Below are 23,341 nucleotides of genomic sequence, written 5' to 3'. Positions count from 1 at the left end.
GGCCTAGGAGTTCCTTCATTCCCGAGTAATATGATTAAGGAAATAGATCACGCAGAAATTAAAGCAATTAGTTATTAATTGTGAGGAAAAACAATGAACATAAACATCAAGGTTTACTTACATTCAAAAGGAACGAGATTTTTACAGAGTAGAAGTTTCCCAGTACATATTCCTAGGTATGAACCTAAACATCCTCCTTTTCTTTGCATACTCTAAATCAATAAAGAATAGAGGAGGAATCGCAAAAAATGCATGATATATACACAGATGAAGATATAAATTTAAACGATTTAAGAAGACGTATTGGTTTTGGTGGTGGAGGTCACTTTGGAGGTTTTGGAAGGCCTTTTGGGTTTGGGAGACCTTTTGGGTTTGGAAGGCCTTTTGGGTTTGGATTTCCTTTTTTAGGTGGTCTTGCTGCTGGAGCTTTGCTTGCAGGACCTTTTTATGGCGGCTATGGAGGATATTATGGATATGATGGATATGGATATGATGGATATGGATATGGATATCCAGGTTATGCACCATATCCAGACTCATATTTATACTACACTTAATACTACTCTTATTGAGAAAAAAAGTTAGTGACTAAGAACAAGAGCGAATATGGACTTGTAAAGATAATCTACTTTAAAAGCCCTTCTCACATAGAGAGGGGTATTGTAAATGTGGTAAATGTGGTTCATAACAGGAAATATAAAACATAAAAAATGTTGATATTCCTAGGTAATAACCTAAACTTCTTCCTTATCTTTGCATACTCTAAATCAAATTAAAAAATAGAGGAGGGGTTACTTGAAATGTGTGAATTAAATGCAGGTATAAATATAGTTGATTTAAGGAGAATTACTGTAGGTGGTATTGGTCCCATTGGAGGGGTTGGACACATTGGTGGTGTTGGACACATTGGTGGTGTTGGACATGTTGGTCCCATTGGTGGTGTTGGACCCATTGGTGGTGTTGGACCCATTGGTAGTGTTGGTCCCATTGGAGATTATGGTGGTATTGGTATTAGCTATGGATTTCCTTTCGCAGGTGGGCTTGCTGGTGGAGCATTTCTTTCAGAGCCCTTTTATGGTGGATACGGTGAATATGGATACCCCGGATATGCTCCATATCCAGATTTTTATTCATACTACACTTATTGAGAAAAAAAGTTAGTGACTAAGGGCAAAACGAATGTAAATTGTAAAGATATTCTTATTTAAAAACCGGGATTTATGTTTGCATAAACATTAGCAATGCGCCAATTCTTACTAGTTAATTGTGAAATTATACATCATAAAACATTTATTAAATATGGATAAGTTTATTATATGCTTGAAAGGCTACTACCACTGCAATAAATGAACCAATAAGAAATAAAACAGAGCTTCCTAGTGTAAACAACCTTCCTATTAAGGTGTTTTTTGCTTCTTCAATCTAGGAAATATCGTTATTTATATATTATTGCCTCCGACCTATTGAATTTAATATTAATAACTGCAAAATTCACTGTTGGTGAAAATGGGGATAAATAAAATTTTGTAAGAAGATCACTTCTCTTTTTAGAGATTCGGTAATAAAAAATAAAGATTTCATATCCTGATGTAATGAATCTATTTGTTTTTCCATTTTTTTAATTTTTCTACTTTGTTCCTTTGCTTCTTGTTCTGCTTTTTTCTCTAATAAAGCTGTTTGTTCAATTGCCAGTGCAGTAGATCCTGTAGATACCATGTCTCCAATAGTCACCAATATGGCCCCAATCAATGATAATATAAAGCCTGCATTAGAATCTGATCCTGAATTGGTGGTATTTGGATTCTTAGTAGCTCCTTCTCCTTCTCCTACTCCTACTCCCTCTTCAACTTCTTCAACCTCTTCAACTTCTTGGGCCTCTACAGCAATCCCGATAACAGTGATAAGATTCCCTATGTTTACAATCATTTCACCAAAAAAATCAATCTTATCCGCAGTATTAGTAGGTAAGGAATACAATATATTATTTTCATCAGGTCCTTGGTTCAAAACATCTCACCTTCTTGTTTGTGAATTTAGCTTTTCAATCAAACCCAGTGTAGTTTCAGTTAATTCCTTTTGAATCACTTTTAATATAGAAATTTCATTCATAATATCAGCTTCTTTTATTTCTGCGGGTGTTACACTTTTAATTCTTAGTATTAAACTGTTTAGACAAATTAATATATCTTTAAATGCTTTGATCAATAATCCATGTTCCGTTTCTAAAATATACGGAGGAGAAATTGTCTCAAGAGATTGTATACTGCTTTGACTAACACTTATTGCATTTTTTATATCCAAACAGTATTGTTGATAATTAGAAATAGTTCCATTTGAATAAATAGGATAAATCATATTAGAAATATATACTAAGTTCCCTCCAACCAAATGGAGAGTTTGACCGTATTGCTTGAAATTTTTTCTCATACGAATCCCTCCTGGACTTACCGAAAGACTTTGGGCTGTTTGCTTAGATAATGTATGTAAAAGGAAATAAAAAGGTTCATTAGAGAAGATTATAATCAAAAAATAAAAGGTCTGATTTTTTTACTAATAGTGATGAAATAAGGCTTTTTTGACGTGATATACTAAAACACTTAGCGGTCTTTGATACAGTCGGTATACTGGCATTATAAAGGACAGAGAAAGACTCCTTCCCGATTAAGGAGAAGGATAGTCAATTATCCAGCAAGCAATTCAGTGAAAGTAGCTTTTCCTGCTTTCTTATCTGGAGATTGTCAAAAACCTGTTAAAAATAGGTGATTCAATTGAACTAAAAAAAGATGAAGAAAATATATATGACGAATACGCAGTAGAAGTGTTATTTAAAGTCATGAAATTATGGTATGTTCCTAAGTATTATTCAAAAGAATTTTGTAAAATGATTGATAGCAATGCACCTTATGATGCTAAAATTTCAAGGTTAGATATTGAAACCCCCTCCCCTGATGAATGGTCACAAATTAGGATTAAAATAAATAAGGTTCAATAAGAAAAGCCCCTCTCACTAAGAGAAGGACTTTTTATGATGGAGGTACCATGTGTAGTCTGCACCATAATTATACTTTTTCCATTCATTTTCTAATTAACCTAAACTCTCTCTATAAAAAAATTGAGCCCCACTCGATTCGAAAAGGACTTTTATTAATCCTTAACGATTACACTAATGATATCACTGAAGAATATACTCAAAGTTAAGGAGAAGGGTATTTTTTTAGGATTAATCTATTGCCATATCCGATGCCCTTCTTCCGAAGCCAATGCATCTGCTTTGGTAACATGAACAGTGCCAAATGGATGGTTAGGAGGTGCATATATCGAATAAAGTTTTAGAGGAATATTACCTGTATTGGTTACATTATGCCATGTGCCAGCAGGTATCATTATTGCATAATCATCATAAACGTTTCTTACAAAGTTTAAGTTATCCTGTCTATTACCCATTTGAACAACCCCCTGACCTTGTTCAATACGTAAAAATTGGTCAACGTTAGGGTGAATTTCTAAACCAATATCTTCACCAACTTTAAGACTCATCAGTGTAACTTGCAAATGTTTTCCTGCCCATAAAGCGGTACGGTAGGTAGTGTTTTGTTTCGTAGCTTCATTGATATTCACTACAAATGGTTTTGGTCCATAATCTTTTACCTCAATATTATTTCTTCCGTTAGATGATTGTAAAAAACCCAATTGGTTAGCATTATTAACACTCCAATAATCAGGATTTCTTACATAGTTATACATTGGTACATTAACATAATAAGGATTTTGATATTGATAGGTATGGATATAAGGAACATAGTACATTTTTCTCAACCCTTCACAGTTTATAACATTATCATATGCACCTGTTAAGTGAATGTACTTTAAACAGAGCTATAAATAAAAAGCCCTACTCAAAGCGAGTAAAGGCTTTTTATTATGCAGCAAGCAATTTAGTGAAAGTTGCTTTACCTGCCTTCTTATCTGCAGTTATCTTTTTAGCTTTCTGGAATTTAGATAATGCTGATTCAGTACCTTTTCCGAATATAGAATCAAATGAGCCAGGGTTAAATCCTTCCAAATAAAGTGCAGACTGTAGGATCCATGTAAGATTCCCTTTTGCACCTTTTTGGACAGTGACAATGGCAGCCTTAGTTTTAGCCCCCCATTTACCATCCACAACAAGACCAGCTTTATAACGGCTGTTTAACGTTTTTTGAATAGAAAAAATAGTGTTATCCCATTTGTTCTTGGAAGGCTCTTCACTAACCTTTGAAGCCACTTCAGTCTTAGGAGGTACAGTAATAACGGTTACGTTTTCTATCTTGAATTTCAAAGAAAGACTAGGTTTTTTGCCTGCATTCTTCTGTGAATAGGATAATCCACCCGTCATTTCCAAGTGAGGATAATCTTTAAAACCTGTCCAATCTCCACCCCATTTAAACCCTAATTCTTTACCAATAACAGCTACTCGTTTCCATTTAGAGTTAATAGCCCACAATGGTTTTTACGTCCTCACTGACAAGAAAAAAGTCAATTGCTACTCCAAAGTTATGGAATGATTGTCCTGGCTTAGCGTTTGTCACCTTTGGCTTGGCTAGATTGCTATAATTTTTACCTTTGTAGCTATAAAAACGACCTTGGCCAAATAAAGCCGCCTGTTCTTCCATGGAGCGATAACCAGCGCTGATTTGTGCGTAAATACCTTCTTTATAGGCACGCTTAATCATTTCTAAGGTTGATGCTTTCACCACTGAATTCATACCAGAACCCATATTTTTAATTGAACGATCTAATAAAGTTTGCAATGCTACAGTCATTTTTCATCGTCTCCTTTTAATTGAAATTAATAAGAAAAAGCCACCCAATGGGCAGCTTATTTTGAAGTTCCTTCTCTTTTGGTAACTAACTCATAAAATCCGGTCCCACTAAGGCCAACAAATGCACCGGGCCATAACCTTAAAGTTAAATCCATATCAGTGAATGGAGACGCCACTGAACCTACTCCCACACCAATCACCAAACTTAAAATTGGTAATTTGTTGTTTGGTAAAGTAACGGTCAGTTTAACAACCTGGACTATTGCTGCTACAACTGGAGCCAAAAGAGTCGCAAATAATAATACTAATTACATGCCTTCGTTTTCCATAATTTTATCCCCCAAAAGAATTTATGATTTTCGGTATATATTCAAAAGCCGCGTTATGGGAGCCTTTAGTCCAATGCCTACGTCTCCAGTACAACATTGCCCCGCGCAAACATTTCCTACTCAAGTTGCTCCAGCGCAAGTCTCTCCAACACAGCAATATATTAATACGAACGTATCGAGCACAGTAATTCCTGTCGTTCATCCATCACATACTACAACTGTCAATAAACATGTAAACACGTATAAGCATTACTTTCCTCACACTCAATCCGTGGTGAACGAATGTTATACACAACACCTGATTTGTGGAAAGCCACCGCACAATCCATGCTGCCCTCCCAGGTATTTTGGATATTAATTAGTACTTTTAAGGGCTTATTTGCCCTTATCTACATAGTAGGTTGTTCTATTGTTCATTTTTTTTGCGGAAATAGTTCATTTCTTAAAGTTTCACGATATTTCACCGGGGATGAATTTACATATCTTCAAGTTAGGGATGATTTAGAAAATACAACTATAGAAACGGTTATTTTTATCGGTATAGAAACCGCGGTTCCTGACAATGGAAAACCTTCCTGTTTAACTAACGTGATTCCCATAAATACACCAAAAGTAGTCCCATTTTTAATCATAAAACCCTTGTTCAAGTTATAAGTACAGGCAACTTGTACAGCATATTAATAGAAATATAGTAACTTGAATTAGGGGGTGGAAGTAATTTGAGTAAACAAAAAAAATGTTCAGATTGCAAGCACACTAAATGCAGATGCAAGCATGAAAAATGTAGAGTTTGTGGGCACAAAAAATGCAAATGCATAGTCGAGAAAAAAATCAAAGTGAAAGTAAATATACCTACAGAAATGTCAGGACCAATTGTATGCAATAGCACATGTGGTAATCTGTTATTGACCGATCAGGTTCCGAGTCTGAAAATTTGGAAAGCGAGAATTTCGATGGACGCTACCGTAACAATCTCTGTATTCAATAGTGCTATGAGCACTGCATCGGTTCGGGTTCTCGTGAATCGAAATGATGAAAGTCCAGTTGAATTCTCCGTTCCTTCTGGCAATACGCTTTCAGCAACAGTAGATGCTGCCGAATCGATTATCGTATTTGGGATAGACACAGGGAGAACTGAGGGGAAATATTTTTTGGAAGTATGCTTTCCTGTTATTTGCGATGACAAACGTAAACAAAAAAAAGATAAATAAGAAAAATGCAACCAGGAACCCAGCCATTGTAAAATACAAAAATAGTTACTGAAACGTAAACTTTTCTACAAGTGATCAAACTATTTTAAATCCTAAAGGAGTTATATTCACTTCTTTATCCTTCATAAGTATTCCACATATTTAAGGGAAATTGCCTTCCACCTTTTCTATTTCTATTAACGAAATAAAAATAATTTAGCAAATATTACACTCATGTCAGTTGCAAAATTGCAAAATTTACATTCTATAATATTGAATGGCTAATACAAGCTGTTTAATAGTAAATAGGAGGAATTCATAATGTGTGGTTCAAATGGAATTAACGGAGGTTGCTGCCCTCCTGCACAGGTGTTTCAAGAAAAAATTTGTGGTAATTTTAACGGCCCTTTAGCGGGTGTGGAAATATGGTCTGCTCCAGCAGGCGCTTATTCTTCAGGAACTTTTGAAATTTTCAACTCAGCTTCTAGTACTGCTACAGTAACGGCTACAGGGACATCAACTCCAGCGATAGCTTTAAGTGCTGCTCCAGGAAATACTGACTCACAATCAGTTAATCAACCTACTAGTTTTACTATTACAGCAGGTACTGGAGATAATGGGTCATATTGTATCAATTTGTATAAGCGTGTTCTAGCGTAATAAAGTTATAAAGGAATTTATTACTCTATATCTTTTAAAACGGACTTCATACTCTATTAGAGGAATGAAGATCAAGTATCGAACAGATAAAACATATCTGGAAAAAATCATTCGAAAGGAGAAATATACAATGTGTTTTTATGACTCTTGTTGTCCTCCTGCTCAGATATTTCAAGAAAGCATTTGCGGCAATTTTAATGGTCCAACAATTGGAGTAGTAGATGAGACGGTATTTACTGCTCCCGTTGGTACTTACATTGAAGGGACTTTTGAGATTTTTAATTCTGCTGCAAGCGTTACAACTGTAACAGGTACAGTCAATTCATCAACGGCTCCTGTTACAACTACGATCGGGCCAGTACCACCAGGAAATACGATTGGTAAAACTGTGAAAAATCCGACTTCTTTTGTTATTCAAATGCCCGCAGGAACAAGTGGGACATACAGTCTGACGCTATACAAGCGTATTCTAGCTTAAAACACTTTAAGTGCTGCCCTAGGAAATGCAGACTCATAATTAGTTAATCAACCTACTAAAAATGCTATATCCTCACTAACAAATGGGTTCTGGTGCAAATATGATTTATTAGAGCTGATGAAGGAACACAAAAATAATCAATCTTTTCTCAAAACATGCTTTTGTTCGTTTATCAAGAGTCATAGCATAAATTTGTTTAACCTATATTTGCCTGAAATAAAAAAAACCCTGACACCAAAGGTGCCAAGGGTTTTAAAGATTAATACATTGACATATATTGTTCGCGTTCCCATGGGTGAACTTGTGTACGGAACATGCTCTTACCTTTAATATAGTGTCAAACTTTCACAAAAACGCTTATTTCTAAGCATTCACTAAAATTCATTTATCATAATAACTCAAGAATTATCGGGCATTTATCGGGTGATTTTCGGGCAGTATTTTTAGTATACCTTTCACCTTTATAAATTTAAAAACCAAAAAAGCACAGCGTGTTAAAGTCGTGTTGGTAGCACTTCTTAAACCGTCCGCCTACTCTGAATAGGCAAACACTTGCTGCACCCTTAGATGTAGTTTATTACATTATGGGTTTCTTCGTAACGGTTTGCTAATCAATGGTGAATCGTTGCTTTTTTGTTTCCTAAAAGAGACCAAATTAATGAAGAAACGTATCTATGTAATCGCAAATGAAGAAGCATATAACAACTTATCATCTTTCATTGACGTAGAAGAATTAAATAAGAATGTACGAGTTTGTCGAGACGCCATTCGTGCGTCTGTAAAACGTGTAGATGTACAAGCTAGATTAATTAAATTGTTAGAGATTTTAAAGCGTCACAGCTGCAAGCAAATCGGTGTGAGCTATATGTGTAAGAATACAATTGCAGATAAGCTTGAAGTTTCTTATAAAACAGTACAACCTTTAATGAAAAAACTTGAAGACCTAGGCATGATCCGCCAAGTACCAATGAAGAGAAAAAAGGATATGTTGCAAACAGCGAATGCCATCATTATTCAACCTGTGGAATATGAAATGTCCGGCATGGTCCCTGTGAAAGAGTCCAAGAAGTGTGCAGCCATTAAAACAACTACTTCTTTCTTAAAACAAAATATTAAAAACAATAAACGTAAAGCTGCGGTTCAATTCTGTGGATAATTCTCTAAAAGCCTCTTTAAAACAAGCGAATTTTGTAGCCCATTGGGTGCCAGATGTATTTAGTAATTTAGTTGGTTCATTCTACGAAAAGGCTGAAACTATTCAAGAATTTTGGAAGGTAATTAAACAGTTTAATAAAGTGGTTGATTATTCTACTAACAAAAGAGCATTCACTAGGGAACAAGAAATAGCAATTGGAACTCAAGCATTCAAGGAATTTGCTATGAAGGTGAAAAGTGGAGTGAATATCCGTAAAGGACCATTCGCTTACTTCAACGGTATTGTCAACAAGCTTATGAGTAATCTTTACTTTGATACTGAATTTATGGACAACCTTATATAATTTCAGAGAAATTTTTTACTTGGACATGTATATTCTTTGCTTTTAGCCACATTTCTAATATTTTTTCCGCTCTGAATTAATTGTGTAGATGTAAAAAAACAGGTTCCATATTCTCCAAAAATTCTGCAGTATACCCGCAAAGCTATCAATAAATTTTTTTCGGTTATCCACCATGCTCCTTCTTCACTCAATTTACATTAGCCTTTGTTCTTGAATAAGAAGATAAGTAAACAAAGTTTAACAGGTATTTAGTTTCAATTCTCAAGTTAAGAAACATAAAAACCCTGACAAAAACTATCTAAGTTCTTGCCAGGGTTAGTAAATATCTTAACTTGAGGGAGATTAATTTCTTTTCTTCTTATAGTTCATTAATTTATACCATTAAAAAAGTATAATAATAAGAAAAATAAAAAAAGTACAAAGTAATAAGATTGTCTAGTTTTTTTGTTTTTTTGTTTTTTTTCTATAATTTGATATAAACAATACACAATCACTGCACTTATAAGAAAACCTTGTAATAATATCATATTAGTTTTATCTATCCTTTATTTTAATAGATTATAAGCCTCTTTCATATCTGCCTTAGCTGAATTGCTTGCACTATATATTTGATAAGCTGCAATACCTGCAGTACCAGCTGAACCAACTAAAGCAACAATTGTCCACCAATAAAGAGCACCAATACCAGCAGCTACTAAAGTAGCTGACGCAGTAAGAATAGTAGATCTTGCACTTGATACATTTTTAGATAACTGTTTAAAATCAACTACTTTTGCTCCATAACTAACATTTTTTTTAACAGATCCCCTATTTCATTCTGCCCTCATCTTATCAAAACGGTCCTATCTCTTTCGTTCATCTAAAGCAACCTATACCATGTGGTTTGAAATCCTGCGAATAAGCGAGTATTCGTGAGCATTATCTATTAAACTGAGGGAGTTCATTAAGAAAAGCGATTCTTGAAGATCGATAGTATTATTGAGGATTTTACCCCAAAAAAATTAAACCTAATTATTACTCGACTCTTTCATTAAATTTTCCTTTAGGTAAATTCAATTGTTGGCGAAGCTCGTTGGATAAAGTCGATCTTGTTTCATCACTCACTGTATAATACCATATATCGCCAACCATACCTCCATCACCTTGGATCTCCATTTGTTTAATATGCTTAGCAGCACTTATATAGGAGCGTTGAACAGCAATCATTTGATCCATTGTTAAGTTCGTTTGAACATTTTTTTCTAGTGCTTTTAATATCTTTTGATAGTTAGCTAATGAAGTTAATTGAGATCCTTCATGAATAATTTGTTTAATGACCTCGCGTTGTCGCTGTTGCCGACCAAAGTCACCGCGTGGGTCTTCTTTTCTCATCCGAGCATATGCAAGTGCTACTTTGCCATCGATATGTTGTTTTCCTTTCGGTATGTGCACACCTTCTAGGGTAAAAGTAAACGGGTTATTCACTGTAACACCGCCAACCGCATCTACAATATCCTTAAATCCGTTCATATTCACTTTGACGTAATAATCGATAGGAATGTTCAAAAACTGTTCGACCGTTTGGACAGTTCCTTCGATTCCGCCATAAGCATATGCCGAATTGATTTTATTATAGGTGTTCTTGGATGCAATGAATGCTCTCGTATCACGAGGAATACTCACCATTGTCGATGTTTCTGTCTCTGGATTAACGGTGATAACAATCATAGAATCTGAGCGCCCAATATCACCAGGTCGTTCATCTACTCCCAGCAAAAAGATTGATATCGGATCGTGTGAAGTAAATGAAGGCTGCTTGGAATCGCCATGCAGTGGTTTATACATATCGTTTACTGATTTTGCAACGGCATCATAAATGCTGTAACCAAATAAACTACTAATGATTAATAACGTGACTAATCCAATAAAGATGAACTTTTTCCATTTAATTTGTTTCTTCTTTTTTGATTCTTCCATGTACATCCTCTTTCTTGTCAATAATAACTGAACGATTGCTCTCATTTTGACACTCACTAAAAAAAGAACTCTTTCAATATTAGTGGAACGTCTTTAATTGTTTAAAGGTTCATATACCTTTTTGGAATTCCCTTCATAAATTACAACAGATTTTGCTTGATTTTTAGGCTTTTTTATTGCTATTTGCTGAGGGCTTCCTTTAGCACAGCCGGTAAAGAAAGTAACAACTAAAGTAATAACAACTGATACGATAAGTACTTTGTTCAATTTTCATTCCTCCTCTTCACCTAAAATATAACTTCTATTTGTTACATTAGTTTTACAATCTCCACAAAGTTACGTTGGATTTTGTAGCTCATAAAAAAAGAACCCTAATGATTGACAGGGTTCTTTTGAAAACAAATATAGAATTGTATCTGATTATTGAAAATCGAGACTCCATGTTTAAAATGATGACGATTAAGAATGGATTTAACAATAGCAAGACCTAGGCCTGTACCTGAGGCTTTTTTGTTTCTGGATGCTTCTAATACACAAAATGGCTCCCAAATTTGCTCAATCTTTTCTGTTTGTTGTATGTTAGTGCCATTCTTAATTTGAAATACGGTCTCTTGTTTTAAATCCTCAATTTCAATTTCAATTTTATGATCTTCTGTATATTTAATCGCATTACTTATTAAATTGTTAAACACCATCTCGATCTTCTCTTTATCCGCCAACACAAATAATTGTTGTAAGTGAGAATTAGAAATTCTTACATCTATTTCTTTTGTTTCGATCTCAATTTTATGTTTTACAAGGCACGTATGAAATAAGTCGATAAGATCAAAAGTGGTCTTTTCAATCTCATCTCTTTCAATTTTTGAAAAGTTTAATAAATCCTCTATTACTTTGGAAATATTATCTGTTTGTTTTATAATCGTGTCAATATAAGTACCGTCGTCTAGCCCATCTTTGATTCCTACACAATATGCTTTTATTAAAGACAACGGTGTTTTCAGTTCATGCGTAAGATCAGACATAACTATTTTTAAGTTCACATTTTTTCGTTTTAAGTCTTGATGAGCCTTATTAAGCTTATCACTCATCAAATTAATGCTGTTGGCAAGCTCCTCAATTTCATCATTTGTTTTGATATGAACAGTTTCAAATTTTAATTCTGAAATATCTTTAGAAACATCTTTTAACTCTTTCAACGGAGTGGTTATCCTTTTTGACAATACCCAGACTAACGCAATGATGAGGATAATAGAAAATAGCAACATATATAAATTAAATTCATTGACGATTTTTGCCGTATCACTAAAATGTACAATGGAATTGCCGACTAACACGAGCATATCGTCTCTTTGCATAAAACTGACTAAGAAGCTTGATTTTAACTTTCCCTGGTCATATATTTTATTCACTTTTTTTCCTTCTGCCAATTTTTGAAGTGTTTCTTCTGTAATCCAAAATTTATTTAATGTGATTCGTTTTTTGTATAATTGACTAAATACTACTTCATTTAATTCATCTACATTACTATGAATAGGCTCGTAAACAATTGTTATTCCATATTTATTTTCAATAGTTTCTTTGGAATGAATAAATGTAGTCTCATCCATTTCTTTTATCTCATTAGAAACTTGCTCTAACCTCTCTTTTGTTTTATGCAAGTAATATTTAGGTAAAAAATATTGAGTAAGCAAGATTGAGATAGAAAAAATGACGATTACTGCTAAGGAGATGCTTAGGGATAGCTTTCTTCCAAGCTTATTCATCTTCTTCCTCCAAACTATATCCCAACCCTCTATGAGTTTTGATCACGCCTTCTCCGATTTTATCTCTTAGCCTTCTTATATGTGTATCAACCGTTCTTTCTTCCCCAAAGTAATCAAATCCCCAGACGATATCAAGGAGTTTTTTTCGTGTTAGTATACTCCCTTTATGATTTAGAAAGCATCTCAAAAGTTCAAATTCCGTTTTTGTCGCATTCAATTTTTTTTCCTTTTTATAAATTTTTTTTGCTTCTAAGTCAATTTTTAAGTCTTTTAATTGAACGATCTTCTCTTTACGAAGTAGTTTCTTTGCTCTTGCTAATAGAATTCCTGGATGGAAAGGTTTCCTAACGTAATCATCTGCTCCAATCTTTAACGCTGCTAACTCATCTTCATTTTCACTTTTCGCCGTGAGCATTAATACTTTTGTGTCACTTTTACTTTTTATTTCTTTACAAACTTGCAAACCATTTGCCTTAGGCATCATCCAATCCAATATAGCTAAATTGATTTTGTTACTATAAAAAATAGTCAGTGCCTCTTCTCCATCTTCAGCTAGAAAAACATGAAATCCTTCTCTCTCAAAATAAGCCTTTAAAATTTTCAACATATCTTTTTCATCATCTGCGATAAGTACTTTCATTTTTTCCTCCGAGTTATCGAATTTAGATACAGATTTAATTCTTCAACTTGACTAATCACACACTAGTATTTACATTTATAAAAATTTCCTGAGCCAAAAACTTCTTTCAGCCACTTTCCTAATTAAATCAATTAGTTTTTCTATTGCCTGATTATCTTTATTCTTTTTCATATTTTCGATGTATTTTTCCCGATTTTGATATAACATGTATATCGCATCGATAAATGTATCATTGTTCAAATTCTCTTGTAGAAGTACTTCTGCATATCCAGCATTTTGAAAAGATTGAGCATTTAAGACTTGCTCTCCCCTGCTGGCACCATTGGAAAGTGGAATAAGAAGCATTGGCTTTTGCAAAGACAATAATTCAAAAATAGCTGTTGAACCTGCCCTTGAAACCACAAAATCGGTCATAGCCATGACATCAGATAATTCTTCGTTGATATATTCAAATTGTTGATAGCCTCTTACCTGAATTGATGGATCGACTTTTTCTTTACCACAAATGTGTACAACTTGAAAATCTGTTAGTAATTTATCTAAACATAATCTGACAGTTTCATTAATACGTTGCGCGCCCTGACTTCCACCCATAACTAGCAACACGGGTTTCTCTTCTGTAAATCCACAATGGGACAACCCCCTATTGTAATGGCCTTTTTTCAATTCATCTCTAATAATACCACCGATATGAATTGTCTTATTGGTCTTTAGGTCTTGTCCAGTATCAGGAAAAGTCGTGCATACTTTTGTTGCAAAAGGAAGAGATAGTTTGTTGGCAAGTCCTAGTGTCCGATCAGGTTCACGAATCACGATTGGAACTTTGTTTAACCATCCCCCTAAAACGACAGGTACAGCTACAAATCCTCCTGCAGAAAATACAACATTAGCTTTTACCTTCCTAAATAACCGATACGATTGGAAAATTCCTTTGATTACTTTAAAGGGATCTTTCACATTATTCCAATCAAAATAGCGCCTTAACTTCCCAGTTGAAACGCTATAATATTGAACGGAGGGGACACTTGTCATTAATTGTTTCTCGATTCCGTTCTCAGAGCCAATGTAATGAACATCCCAACCTGCCTGAATAAACTTCGGGATCAGCACTAGGTTGACCATTACATGGCCAGCAGATCCGCCTCCAGTAAAAACAATACTTTTTTTCAACTTATTTCCCCTGCCTTTATCATTAACAAATATCATCATATTACATACAGTCATACTATCCGTGTATTTCTTCAGCCTATTAAAATTCAATTAATAAAATTTCCGGTTTTTAAGAAATTATGGAAAATGTCTTTATGAGAGTCCATCATACCTTCTGGGATTGCATCCAACTTAAAAAAACGTAAACCTAAAGATTCTGTATCGGATACTAACAATTCTCCTTTAAAATCTTTCGAAGTATAAACAACTGTTACAGCATAAAACTCGTCTCCATTTTGTAATTTTACAAAGTATTCTTTTCCAGAAAATACACCAACTAAGGTGAGATTATCTACAAGAAGGCCGGTTTCCTCATACAATTCTCTTTTTGCTGTATTTTCAGTTGATTCTCCTAGCTCCATTAAACCGCCAGGAATGCCCCATAAACCCTCCGGTTCTTTACGTTGTTGTAATAGAACACCATTATCTTTATCAATTAGAATCACAACCGCACCAACCAAGATAACTGGTCGATGTCCTACAGCTTTCCTTAATTCGCCAACATACCCCATCATATATCAGCACCTTACATAGGATGAGATCGTCAATTTTCGTTCCACGACAGAAAACCGCCTTTCATTAACATTTGTTCTACTTCACTATTTGAAATTTGCTTTGTAGCAGAACTATATTCCTTCAGGTTTACCGGTGTACTGCTAGTATAATGTTCTTGAAGTCCTGGCATAGTAATAGAAGGCAGGACTACAAAATAATCATTATCAAAATATACAGTTCTGCTGCTTTCACATTCGGTGAAGAGTGTTTCATTCAATTTTTCTCCTGGACGAACACCTATTTCCTTTATTTCAATATTCTTTTTACCTGATGATTCAATTAACACTTTGGCTAGATCAGCTATCTTTATAGAAGGCATGTTCATAACATATGTTTCTCCACCTTTACCGTTAATTGTTGCCTTAAACAACAATTGAACGGCATCTTCAATCGATAAGAAAAAACGTGTCATACCTAGATCAGTAATCCCTATTTGTGAAAATTGTTTTATTTGACTTTTGAAAATAGGAATAACACTGCCACTGGATCCGAGAACATTACCACTTCTTACACAAATAAATTTAGTGTTTGTTTCTTTTAAATTTGCATGAATAATTAGCTTTTCTCCAAGAGCCTTCGTGATTCCGTAAGTATTTGACGGATCCGCAACTTTATCAGTTGAAACGTATATGACTTTTTTTACATCGTTTTCAATGGCTGCTTCGATCACATTTTGCGTACCAAGTACATTTGTCTTTATGGCTTCAAAAGGTTGATATTCACAAACAGGTACATGTTTTAATGCAGCCAGATGAAAAACATAATCGACACCCTCACATGCTTGCATAAGTTCTTCCTTATCACGGATGTCACCGATAATGAACTTGAATCTATCATCATTAGCAAATTGTTGTTGCATCTCAACTTGTCTTGTTTCATTCCGTGAAAAAATACGAATTTCTTTCGGATTATGATCAAAAATCTGTTTCACAATTTCAAGACCCCATGATCCTGTACCACCTGTAATTAAAAATGTACTATTATTCAATGTTTTTCCCTCCATATAAATCATAAAATAATTCAATCAATCCCTTTACATTGCATATCGAAAAAAGAAAGCAATTCGTAACAACCATCATGACGAATATATTGATTTTTTATTCTAGATATATAATAGTTTTTGTTTGTTACATTAGTTTGACAATCGTAATAGTTATAAAAAACTACATGATAATGGATAAGGACTCTGGATTATTAATAAGTTATTAGCTCCATGGATAACATCTATAGGTTGGGTAACTTTACCAAAAACCATGTTGAAATCAAATTTACTATAGAAAAACACCATTCAAATAGAGAATGGTGTTTTCTATATATATGTTCCACTATCAGGAGTTAATTAAATAACTTAGAGTGTCGATTCACTTTCTATTATTCCCTTCTCTTATTCCAGAAAATGGCCCTTTAATGGAATAACATGACTGACGTTTTTAAACAACTTTATTATGTTTTAAATTTAATGTCACTTAACAGTATTCCTTATGGAACTATCCTGCCCCGTTAGTGCCATAAGAAATTCTATGGCGGCGATCCCCGCCGCCACCATCTACCACGAAACCTGCTCATCACCCCAAAATAAAGTCTAACCCATTAAACTGTTGACAATAATGGTGATAACAATACAACCAGGCTGAACCTTTTTTGGTGGATCTTAAGAAAGATACCCTGTATAAGAAACTGGTTGTGACAGTATGGAAGAACCATTTAGTGTACTACTAGTACGGATACAAAAATTTTTGTAACAAATCTCCTGTCATATGTATTGTTAATCTTTTTTTGAGGTGATTTCTCCTATGGAAGCAATGATTGAACGGTGTGCTGGCCTAGATGTACACCAAGAAACAGTAGTAGCCTGTGTATTATTTGGTCCATTAGATAAAAAGCCAAAGACCTCTATTGAAACTTTTTCAACTACAACAACGGGACTCTTGGCTTTAAGTGATTGGCTCGCTACCCTTCAGGTATCCGATGTTGTGATGGAAAGTACCGGAGTCTACTGGAAACCAATATGGAATATACTCGAAGGTTCTTTTCACCTTGTTCTTGCCAATGCAAGACATGTCAAAAATGTTCCAGGGCGTAAAACTGATGTGAAAGATGCCGAATGGCTTGCCCAGCTTCTAAGATGCGGACTTATTGAAAGCAATTTTGTTCCACCGGAGGATATTCGTGATTTACGAGATCTTACTCGTTATCGAAAAAAATTGATTCATCATCGCACCTCAGAGCAGAATCGCATTCACAAAATCCTTCAAGATGCTAATATCAAGCTAACATCCGTTCTATCAGACATTTTTGGAGTATCGGGACGCCGTATCCTTGAAGCGATTCTAAACGGTGAAAAAATAGAGACCGATGGTCTTCGAAAAATGGTGGATTGGCGAACAAAAGCAAGTATTACTGACATTGCCAGTGCAATTAATGGTCGTATTCGCCGTCATCATCGTGATATGTTTGCGTTACCATTGGGAGCATATGGGTTATTTAGAACAAACCATAGAAGAATTGGAAAAACAAATCGATCAACTCCTGTCCCCCTATCGTAAGGAAGTAGAATTATTGGATGGTATACCTGGTGTGAACAAAGCTGCCGCAGCCACTTTTATAGCAGAAATGGGTGTTAATATGTCCGTATTTAAGTCGGCTAAACATCTTGCATCATGGGCTGGTGTGAGTCCCGGAAATTATGAAAGTACCGGTAAAAAAACAAGTAAAACCACACAAGGAAACAAAGCATTAAAAACGATGGCCGTAGAGTGTGTACTGGCAACCTCAAGGCAAAATAATCGAATTGCTTCACATCGAAAAAGGATTACCAAACGACAGGGAAAAATGAAGGGACGAATCGCTTCTGCTCATTTACTATTGACGATTGCTTACAACATCTTAAAAACAGGAGAACCTTATCATGAACTAGGGTCAAATTACCTTGAAGAAAAACAAATGAACAAAGAATTAAAAATGATCGAATACCTAAAAAAGAAAGGATATACAACAATCCCTCCATCTGAACAACAAACTGCATAACCAATCAAAATAACGCAAGGTACACTTAGTCCTTCAAAAAATTAGAATTATGGTGGGCTTATTTTAGTATGGTCTTTCACTAATGTGTTTTCATACAAAAAAGAGCTACCTTAAAGGAAGCTCCGATCTTCAGCTAACGCACCCGTTAGTTTAAGTGAAACTCTTCACATTTTCACGAAAAGTTTACCATCTTTTAGCTAATTCGGTATAGAATGATTTTAAGCAAATTACTCAAGGATAAAGGTCTTTTTTTAATGAATCTCTATTCCTATTAATGACAATTATTCATAATATTAAATTACTGTTTATTGAGATTAGGTGACGTTCATACTTTCTAAGATTTGTACAACTTCTTCAGTTGGAATTTTCATATCATCATTTATCCATTTTCGAATTACTTCAATGATTCCTCCTGTCGAATAAGTGAAAAAATATTCTAAATGAGTCTCATCAGCATTTGGTAACTGTTTTTTTATTTCTGCAATTGTTATATCATGAGCAGAATTCAAAACTGTATTTAGTACATGAGAGCTATTTTTTTCATTAAAAATGATTTTACAGGGCTCCTTATTTATATGTATCAATTTTAAAAGTTCATTAAGTATATTTTGTTCTCCTGAAATATGAATTGTACTCATCATTTTCTCTATCATTTCTTCTTCAATACTTCTCATTAAATCAAATGGATCATTGTAATAAGAATAAAAAGTTCCACGATTAATATCTGCTTCTTTGCAAATATCCGTAACAGTAATTTTATTTAAGTTTTTTTCTTGTAATAGCAGTAAAAACGCCTCTATAATTACCTTTTTACTATACAATGTTCTTCGGTTTCCTTTTGTACCAACCACGTTTTTCCCTCCTACTTATTAACCAATTCTGTTCAATATGTTTTTAAATAAACAAAATAATAATAAATGACTATTTAATAACACATGTTTTCATTTTGCATATTGTTACCTTCAATTAGCTTTAATATACTTTGTCTACGTCATTAAAACAACAAGGTGTTCAAATAATAACTTGTCGTTTACTAATAAGTTGTTTTAATGTGTTGTATGTAATATTAGGATGAAAGGAAGCTGTTAATGGCAAAGTATCTTTATAAATTAGGAAAATGGGCGGCAAACAATAGTAAAAAAATAATTGGAGGCTCATTAACAGTTCTCCTTGCGATAGCAATTATTGCAATGAATCTGGGACCAAATTTTTCTGAAGACATGTCTATACCTGGATCAGAATCAGAAAAAGCCCTTCAACTCATTAAAAAGGAATTTCCCTCTAATACCGGAGGTCAAGTACAGTTAGTATTAAAAGCACCTGAAAATAAAACCTTAGATTCTGAAGAGATTAATAAAGTAATTACGGATACATTGAGAGTGATAAAAGAAAAAGATGGACATATTGTTTCTGTAGCAAGCCCATTAGAGTTAGGGAATTTAAGTAAAGATAAGAAAATAGGTTATGCAATTGTTACTTATAATGTAGCAGCAGACAAGGTATCGGAAAAATCAAAGGAAAATATTATAGAAAACATTGAAAATACACGTGATGCAGGTATTCAAACAGAATTAGCTGGTGATGTTTTATTTTCTGAAATGGAAATTGGAGGAATCACAGAAGTAATTGGGGTAGTTGTTGCTTATGTTATATTGGCAATTACTTTTATTTCCTTCCTAGCGGCCGGGTTGCCAATTATTACGGCGGTTATTGGACTAGCTATAGGAATTTTATTAATTGTGATTGGAACAAATTATTTGGAAATTACCTCTGTTTCGATAACGTTAGCAGCAATGTTGGGACTGGCAGTAGGCATTGATTATGCTCTCTTTATTATGACTCGTTTTAGACACCAAAGAAAAGAAGGATATTCTGTCCAAGAGTCTGTAGCAATTGCAAATGGAACAGCCGGGAGTGCTGTAGTGTTTGCTGGCATAACAGTCATCATTGCGCTCTTAGGTTTATCTGTTGCAAAAATACCATTTTTAACAATGATGGGTCTATCTGCTGCTCTATGCGTATTATTAGCAATATTTATTGCAATAATTGTGGTTCCAGCTTTTTTAGGTCTGATGGGACATAAAGTGGGTCCAGATAGAAAAAATACTTTTTTAAGCAAAATTATTAAAAGCGATAAAAAACAAACTACTTCCGATAGATGGGGAAATTTTGTAGCAAAACGCCCGTGGAGGGTAGCAGTTATTGGAATTATACTTCTTTCTATAATTGCTATCCCTATTTCCCATATGGAACTCGCATTACCAGATAACGGTTCGAAAAATGAAGAGACAACTGAAAGAAAAGCATATGATTTACTTAGCAAAGCTTATGGCCCAGGCCATCATGCAACATTAAATGTAGCCGCTAAAACATCAAGCGAAACAACCAATCCACAAGTAGCATTAAGAGATACTATAGAAGAGTTAAGTGGATTATCAAATGTAAAAAATGTTAGTCCAGCAATTCCTGGACCTTCTGGAGAATTGTATCTTATTTCTATAACTCCAGAGACAGGAGCATCTGATTCAGAAACAAAAGATCTTGTAGACGATATTAGAGAAAAGGCAAAGACCTTGGAAAAATCCGAACAGTTAAAATTAATGGTTACAGGTACTACGGCGGTAAACATTGATATATCACAGAAATTGAGTGATGCATTGCCAATATTCGCTTTATTAATTATTGGATTTTCATTCATTTTATTAGTTCTAGTATTCAGGTCTATTCTAGTTCCATTAAAAGCAGTTCTAGGATTTTTACTTTCATTAGGTGCAACATTAGGATTCACTGTATTTGTTATACAAGATGGAAATTTAATTGATTTATTTGGATTTCCCATTGTTAATCCTGTATTAAGCTTCTTACCAGTCATTGTGATAGGGATTTTATTTGGGTTAGCAATGGATTATGAGGTCTTTCTAGTTAGTAGAATGCGTGAAGTATTTACACATACTGGGGATGCACGCGAAGCTGTTTTAGCAGGAATGAGAGATAGTGGTGGAGTAGTAACAGCTGCTGGGTTGATTATGATTTCAGTATTTACTGGATTCATGTTAGCTCCAGATCCAATAATTAAAGCAATGGGCTTTTCTCTCACATTTGGCGTTCTATTTGATGCTTTTGTAGTAAGAATGGCTATTGTACCAGCAGTAATGATCATAATGGGAGAAGCTTCTTGGTACTTGCCAAAGTGGTTAGATAAACTACTACCAAATTTAGATATTGAAGGAGAATCATTTATAAAAGAAATAGAAAGAAAAAGGAAATAAAAGGAGAAAAATGTTAAGTTCGAATAATGCATAAATATTTTTAACTAATGGGGCTGAAGGAAGTCGATTCTTGTTATTCTTCAGTCCTTTTTCTACATTAAAAAGATAGAATTTGGTTTTATAATTTGTAATTATTGTGAAATAAGTTGCTTAAACTGAATTTATTAGCGAAATGGCTCTTTTAGTATATTATTTGCTTCTTGAACTAATCTGCCCCTTTAGTTCCATAAGAAAGTGTTGCGTAGCAACCCTATTGTTAAACTCAAGCACCCTTCTGCAAAATAAATAGGGAGATTATTCCCGAAAGAACCTCTCCCTGTTTTTTATTTAGCGGCAGTATTTATCCCTTAATGCAAGTGCATATCTAACCGATTGCTCTGCACCTTTTTCTTGATCCTCAATCATTTGTTCTAGAAGTTCTGCTGGCGGATAATAGTAATCCAATGGCTTAATTACATTTAAATCATAAGGAGGTTGTCCCACCTTAAATGCTCCTTCGCCTACTGCAAAGACTCCGCCTGTACCAGGCTCTCTCTTAAAATGGATGGCATACGGGAAGCACATTTCAACGTTGATTCTAGTCAACATTGAATTCTCAATCAATATTTTAAAACATTCTTCCAAATCGATATTACCAGTCCCAGCAGGTACGCCACATACCCTGTAATCTTCGCCATCATGGACGATAATATGATCCTTAAAATGAGTTGTAAAGGCATATGGTGCTAATTTTCTTACAGCTTCAATCGGGTCCTCCCATGCCATCATTGCATTCCCGAAATCACAATGAGCACCAACCCAAGGGCTGTTGACTTCCTTAATGATTTGAATCACTTCATCCGTTAACTCTTCCTCGTGATTTTCAACAGCAAGCTTGATTCTATATTTCTTTAATAATGGTACAATTTGTTTAATATCTTCAGGAGCTCTTCTCAATCTGTCTGGATCATATTCTCCCATGCAGGTATACGTACGAATGACATCCGCTCCAATTCTATGCGCGGCCTCAATGACCTCAGTTAGATGTTTCGGATCGGTTCCATTTGTATCGATTTCAGCGAAAAATCCATACTTTTGAATTTCTTTTTTCACCTTGTCTAAGTATTCCGGTTCAAATGATTCTAATGTACCAATTCCTGGTAACCCTGGCCATGGAACAATATTGATCATGACTCCATCTAATCCCAATTCGGCTGTTTTTCTGATAAAACCGAAAATATCCATTCGACCTGTAATAAACTGCAAGTGAAAGCTTTCTGTCTCTAATCCAATTTTCATGTTTTACCCACCTTTATGTTAATTTATTGTGCCGAGAAGAAATTAAACTAAATTTTGTTCGACTTCTATTTTTATTTGAATTAATTTCTACTTAACGACTTTGCTTACGAAAGTTCTCTTAAATTAGGGAAGAACCAGCAACTAAACGACGAAACACATTCTCCCCAAAAAAGAATAATTGGTCACCTTTTTACCTCGGCCATCAATTCAATTTCAATCATTGCATTCATAGGTAATTCTGCTACCTGAATGGTACTCCTAGCTGGAAAAGGCTTCGAAAAATATTCCGCATAAATTTCATTTACAGTTTGAAAATCTGATAAATCAGTCACAAATATAGTTGTTTTCAAAACTGAATTCATTTCTAGACCTTTTTCTATTAAAATGTGCTTTATATTTTCTAAACATTGTCTTGCTTGGTCTTCAATGCCTATAGCTAATTTATTAGTATTAGGATTTAAAGGGAGTTGCCCCGAAATATAGAGAATCCCTTTTGATAATACCGCTTGGGAATATGGTCCAATAGGTTGTGGCGCATTACTTGTTAAAACTGCTTCTTTCATAATAAAAATCTCCTTTTTATCTACAATATTTTTCTCGTAACTTTTTGACCGTTTGTACAGATTCTTTAATTTCATTATCTTGGGCCAATAACATTTGTTCTAAAAGATCATCACTTGGATAGT

General features: G+C 34.4%; 25 protein-coding genes and 3 pseudogenes. 11 read left to right on the top strand and 17 right to left on the bottom strand.

What is annotated here, in order from left to right:
- Window positions 1–248 precede the first annotated feature (248 nt).
- Both AC3ISB_RS09160 and AC3ISB_RS09155 read left to right on the top strand, forming a co-directional pair.
- A complete protein-coding gene (locus tag AC3ISB_RS09160) occupies window positions 249–557 on the top strand; it encodes a hypothetical protein (RefSeq protein ID WP_489276133.1) in 309 nt (102 codons plus the stop codon).
- 243 nt (window positions 558–800) lie between these two features.
- On the top strand, window positions 801–1,148 hold the full coding sequence (locus tag AC3ISB_RS09155) for a hypothetical protein (protein ID WP_489276131.1): 348 nt from the start codon (window positions 801–803) through the stop codon (window positions 1,146–1,148).
- A 343-nt stretch (window positions 1,149–1,491) separates the two neighbouring features.
- On the opposite strand, the gene AC3ISB_RS09150 is transcribed toward AC3ISB_RS09155, so the two are convergent.
- Together AC3ISB_RS09150 and AC3ISB_RS09145 are read right to left on the bottom strand one after the other, a co-directional pair.
- On the bottom strand, window positions 1,492–2,007 hold the full coding sequence (locus AC3ISB_RS09150; RefSeq protein ID WP_141995133.1) for a hypothetical protein: 516 nt from the start codon (window positions 2,005–2,007) through the stop codon (window positions 1,492–1,494).
- 6 nt (window positions 2,008–2,013) lie between these two features.
- Window positions 2,014–2,427 (bottom strand): hypothetical protein, encoded by a 414-nt coding sequence (locus AC3ISB_RS09145; protein WP_141995134.1) that lies wholly within the window; start codon window positions 2,425–2,427, stop codon window positions 2,014–2,016.
- Between the two features lie 289 nt (window positions 2,428–2,716).
- On the opposite strand from AC3ISB_RS09145, the gene AC3ISB_RS09140 reads away from it, so the two are divergent.
- The gene (locus AC3ISB_RS09140) at window positions 2,717–2,992 is read left to right on the top strand and encodes an HIRAN domain-containing protein (RefSeq protein ID WP_430100444.1); all 276 of its coding nucleotides are present in this window, start codon (window positions 2,717–2,719) and stop codon (window positions 2,990–2,992) included.
- A 233-nt stretch (window positions 2,993–3,225) separates the two neighbouring features.
- Here the strand turns inward: AC3ISB_RS09140 and AC3ISB_RS09135 are convergent, their stop codons facing one another.
- From AC3ISB_RS09135 to AC3ISB_RS09120, 4 genes and pseudogenes are all read right to left on the bottom strand, one after another.
- Window positions 3,226–3,807 carry a cupin domain-containing protein gene (locus AC3ISB_RS09135; protein ID WP_489276130.1) on the bottom strand — a complete coding sequence of 194 codons (582 nt, stop codon included), beginning with the start codon at window positions 3,805–3,807 and terminating at the stop codon, window positions 3,226–3,228.
- Window positions 3,808–3,919: 112 nt separating this feature from the next.
- Complete coding sequence (locus AC3ISB_RS09130) at window positions 3,920–4,483, bottom strand: peptidoglycan-binding domain-containing protein (RefSeq protein ID WP_489276129.1); 564 nt, start codon at window positions 4,481–4,483, stop codon at window positions 3,920–3,922.
- Entirely contained in the window at window positions 4,470–4,802 is a 333-nt protein-coding gene (locus tag AC3ISB_RS09125; protein ID WP_489276127.1) for a M15 family metallopeptidase, read from the bottom strand. Before AC3ISB_RS09125 ends, AC3ISB_RS09130 begins: the two co-directional genes overlap by 14 nt.
- A 56-nt stretch (window positions 4,803–4,858) precedes the next feature.
- A pseudogene (locus AC3ISB_RS09120) lies at window positions 4,859–5,092 on the bottom strand (holin); the annotation flags it as partial.
- A gap of 22 nt (window positions 5,093–5,114) precedes the next feature.
- On the opposite strand from AC3ISB_RS09120, the gene AC3ISB_RS09115 reads away from it, so the two are divergent.
- The 4 genes from AC3ISB_RS09115 (at window position 5,115) to AC3ISB_RS09100 (ending at window position 7,459) form a co-directional block, all read left to right on the top strand.
- Window positions 5,115–5,489, top strand: a complete 375-nt coding sequence (locus AC3ISB_RS09115; protein ID WP_489276887.1) for a CotD family spore coat protein — start codon at window positions 5,115–5,117, stop codon at window positions 5,487–5,489.
- A 478-nt stretch (window positions 5,490–5,967) separates the two neighbouring features.
- Window positions 5,968–6,342 (top strand): S-Ena type endospore appendage, encoded by a 375-nt coding sequence (locus AC3ISB_RS09110; RefSeq protein ID WP_489276125.1) that lies wholly within the window; start codon window positions 5,968–5,970, stop codon window positions 6,340–6,342.
- A gap of 300 nt (window positions 6,343–6,642) precedes the next feature.
- Window positions 6,643–6,981: an S-Ena type endospore appendage gene (locus AC3ISB_RS09105; protein WP_489276123.1), complete on the top strand. Its 339-nt coding sequence runs from the start codon at window positions 6,643–6,645 to the stop codon at window positions 6,979–6,981.
- Window positions 6,982–7,045: 64 nt separating this feature from the next.
- Window positions 7,046–7,459 carry an S-Ena type endospore appendage gene (locus AC3ISB_RS09100; protein ID WP_286178885.1) on the top strand — a complete coding sequence of 138 codons (414 nt, stop codon included), beginning with the start codon at window positions 7,046–7,048 and terminating at the stop codon, window positions 7,457–7,459.
- Between the two features lie 259 nt (window positions 7,460–7,718).
- On the opposite strand, the pseudogene AC3ISB_RS09095 reads toward AC3ISB_RS09100, so the two are convergent.
- Window positions 7,719–7,796 (bottom strand): annotated as a pseudogene (locus tag AC3ISB_RS09095) (hypothetical protein); the annotation flags it as partial.
- 321 nt (window positions 7,797–8,117) lie between these two features.
- Here AC3ISB_RS09095 and AC3ISB_RS09090 point away from each other — a divergent pair.
- A pseudogene (locus AC3ISB_RS09090) lies at window positions 8,118–8,958 on the top strand (helix-turn-helix domain-containing protein).
- A gap of 1,014 nt (window positions 8,959–9,972) precedes the next feature.
- On the opposite strand, the gene AC3ISB_RS09085 reads toward AC3ISB_RS09090, so the two are convergent.
- The 7 genes from AC3ISB_RS09085 to AC3ISB_RS09055 all read right to left on the bottom strand — a co-directional run bounded on the left by AC3ISB_RS09085 (window position 9,973) and on the right by AC3ISB_RS09055 (window position 16,069).
- Window positions 9,973–10,914: an LCP family glycopolymer transferase gene (locus tag AC3ISB_RS09085; protein WP_480340582.1), complete on the bottom strand. Its 942-nt coding sequence runs from the start codon at window positions 10,912–10,914 to the stop codon at window positions 9,973–9,975.
- 93 nt (window positions 10,915–11,007) lie between these two features.
- Window positions 11,008–11,181, bottom strand: a complete 174-nt coding sequence (locus AC3ISB_RS09080; RefSeq protein WP_489276121.1) for a hypothetical protein — start codon at window positions 11,179–11,181, stop codon at window positions 11,008–11,010.
- Window positions 11,182–11,285: 104 nt separating this feature from the next.
- A complete protein-coding gene (locus AC3ISB_RS09075) occupies window positions 11,286–12,677 on the bottom strand; it encodes a sensor histidine kinase (protein ID WP_489276119.1) in 1,392 nt (463 codons plus the stop codon).
- Window positions 12,670–13,317: a response regulator transcription factor gene (locus AC3ISB_RS09070; RefSeq protein WP_480340558.1), complete on the bottom strand. Its 648-nt coding sequence runs from the start codon at window positions 13,315–13,317 to the stop codon at window positions 12,670–12,672. The genes AC3ISB_RS09075 and AC3ISB_RS09070 overlap by 8 nt, the downstream gene beginning before the upstream one ends.
- Window positions 13,318–13,392: 75 nt before the next feature.
- A complete protein-coding gene (murG, locus tag AC3ISB_RS09065) occupies window positions 13,393–14,487 on the bottom strand; it encodes an undecaprenyldiphospho-muramoylpentapeptide beta-N-acetylglucosaminyltransferase (protein WP_480340557.1) in 1,095 nt (364 codons plus the stop codon).
- A gap of 86 nt (window positions 14,488–14,573) precedes the next feature.
- Window positions 14,574–15,038, bottom strand: a complete 465-nt coding sequence (locus AC3ISB_RS09060; RefSeq protein ID WP_489276886.1) for an NUDIX hydrolase — start codon at window positions 15,036–15,038, stop codon at window positions 14,574–14,576.
- A 32-nt stretch (window positions 15,039–15,070) separates the two neighbouring features.
- Window positions 15,071–16,069: a polysaccharide biosynthesis protein gene (locus AC3ISB_RS09055; protein ID WP_480340556.1), complete on the bottom strand. Its 999-nt coding sequence runs from the start codon at window positions 16,067–16,069 to the stop codon at window positions 15,071–15,073.
- A gap of 805 nt (window positions 16,070–16,874) precedes the next feature.
- Between AC3ISB_RS09055 and AC3ISB_RS09050 the strand changes: the two genes are divergently transcribed.
- Together AC3ISB_RS09050 and AC3ISB_RS09045 are read left to right on the top strand one after the other, a co-directional pair.
- A complete protein-coding gene (locus AC3ISB_RS09050; protein WP_489276117.1) occupies window positions 16,875–17,627 on the top strand; it encodes an IS110 family RNA-guided transposase in 753 nt (250 codons plus the stop codon).
- Window positions 17,557–18,108 (top strand): transposase, encoded by a 552-nt coding sequence (locus AC3ISB_RS09045; protein WP_489276115.1) that lies wholly within the window; start codon window positions 17,557–17,559, stop codon window positions 18,106–18,108. Before AC3ISB_RS09050 ends, AC3ISB_RS09045 begins: the two co-directional genes overlap by 71 nt.
- A gap of 314 nt (window positions 18,109–18,422) precedes the next feature.
- Here the strand turns inward: AC3ISB_RS09045 and AC3ISB_RS09040 are convergent, their stop codons facing one another.
- Window positions 18,423–18,959, bottom strand: coding sequence for a TetR/AcrR family transcriptional regulator (locus tag AC3ISB_RS09040; protein ID WP_489276113.1), 537 nt, complete (start codon window positions 18,957–18,959; stop codon window positions 18,423–18,425).
- 237 nt (window positions 18,960–19,196) lie between these two features.
- Here AC3ISB_RS09040 and AC3ISB_RS09035 point away from each other — a divergent pair, with 237 nt between their 5' ends.
- The gene (locus AC3ISB_RS09035; protein ID WP_489276111.1) at window positions 19,197–21,377 is read left to right on the top strand and encodes an MMPL family transporter; all 2,181 of its coding nucleotides are present in this window, start codon (window positions 19,197–19,199) and stop codon (window positions 21,375–21,377) included.
- Window positions 21,378–21,704: 327 nt separating this feature from the next.
- On the opposite strand, the gene AC3ISB_RS09030 is transcribed toward AC3ISB_RS09035, so the two are convergent.
- Both AC3ISB_RS09030 and AC3ISB_RS09025 read right to left on the bottom strand, forming a co-directional pair.
- Window positions 21,705–22,655 carry a sugar phosphate isomerase/epimerase family protein gene (locus AC3ISB_RS09030; RefSeq protein ID WP_489276109.1) on the bottom strand — a complete coding sequence of 317 codons (951 nt, stop codon included), beginning with the start codon at window positions 22,653–22,655 and terminating at the stop codon, window positions 21,705–21,707.
- Between the two features lie 182 nt (window positions 22,656–22,837).
- Window positions 22,838–23,218, bottom strand: a complete 381-nt coding sequence (locus AC3ISB_RS09025; RefSeq protein WP_489276108.1) for a RidA family protein — start codon at window positions 23,216–23,218, stop codon at window positions 22,838–22,840.
- Window positions 23,219–23,341: the final 123 nt, after the last annotated feature.

It is taken from the genome of Peribacillus sp. GL_122 (assembly GCF_057835005.1).
Note: the sequence above shows the minus strand (reverse complement) of the source record. Positions and strands in the feature narration are given on the sequence as shown.